This is a genomic window from Sutterella massiliensis (assembly GCF_016899755.1).
GTDB classification, from domain to species: domain Bacteria; phylum Pseudomonadota; class Gammaproteobacteria; order Burkholderiales; family Burkholderiaceae_F; genus Sutterella; species Sutterella massiliensis.
Map to the genome: position 1 here is coordinate 1 of NZ_JACJJC010000159.1, position 778 is coordinate 778.

The following is a 778-nucleotide window of genomic DNA, read 5'->3' on the forward strand; positions in this document are numbered from 1 at the left end:
GCGCATCACCGCATAAATGGCCTCCTCGACAGACAGACCGGCCGCCTGTTTGTCCTTGATCGCCTGGACGTCGGCCGGGTCGGTCGAATAAAGGAGCTTCTGAAAATCGGACACGATGAGTCGCCCCACCCCCTGTCCGGTTTCGCTGTAGAGAAAGATTCCGGAATAGACGCCCGCTTCGGTGTGCACGGAACGCAGAAGGTTGAAGCCCGCGGACGACAGAACGAGCTGCTTTTTCTCCTTAACGAGTTCGATCGTTTCGTTCTTCTGGCCGAGCAGGAACATGTTGGCCGAGTTGGCGGCAATGGCTTTGCCGACCGCGTTGTCGTACAGGTCGTCGATCGACTGCGTGGCGATGATGGCGGATGCGCCGTACTTGCGGAACTTGCGATAAGCGTGCTCCATAAAGACGGACACTTCGCCCTCGCGAAGCAGATCCCACGCTTCGTCGATCACAACAAGCTTCTTGCGGCCGCGCTCGCCGAGATAGATTTCGCGCTGAATCTGGAAGATGAGCTGCAGAAGAACGACCTGACGCAGATGCTTGCGGCCCTGAAGTTCATCGAGTTCGAGCACCGTGAAGGGATTGACGAAGCGTGCGTTGTTTCGGCCGACAAAGAAGCGCCCGTACGCCCCATCGGACGAAAAGGCGTAGAGCTGCGCACCGATGTCCTGCACACGACGGTCGTCGTTGGCAAGACATGCGCGGCGAATGTCGTCGACCGTCATGTCCTGCCTCTTTTCGTCCCAGATGAGCTTCTGTCTCTTATACACATCT

The 778-nt window shown here is 57.7% G+C and carries 1 protein-coding gene; it reads right to left on the bottom strand.

Annotated elements, in window-relative coordinates; translation table 11 throughout:
- On the bottom strand, positions 1-778 hold a 778-nt coding region (locus tag H6A60_RS14560), incomplete at both ends, for a TraG/VirB4 family ATPase (protein WP_205104904.1).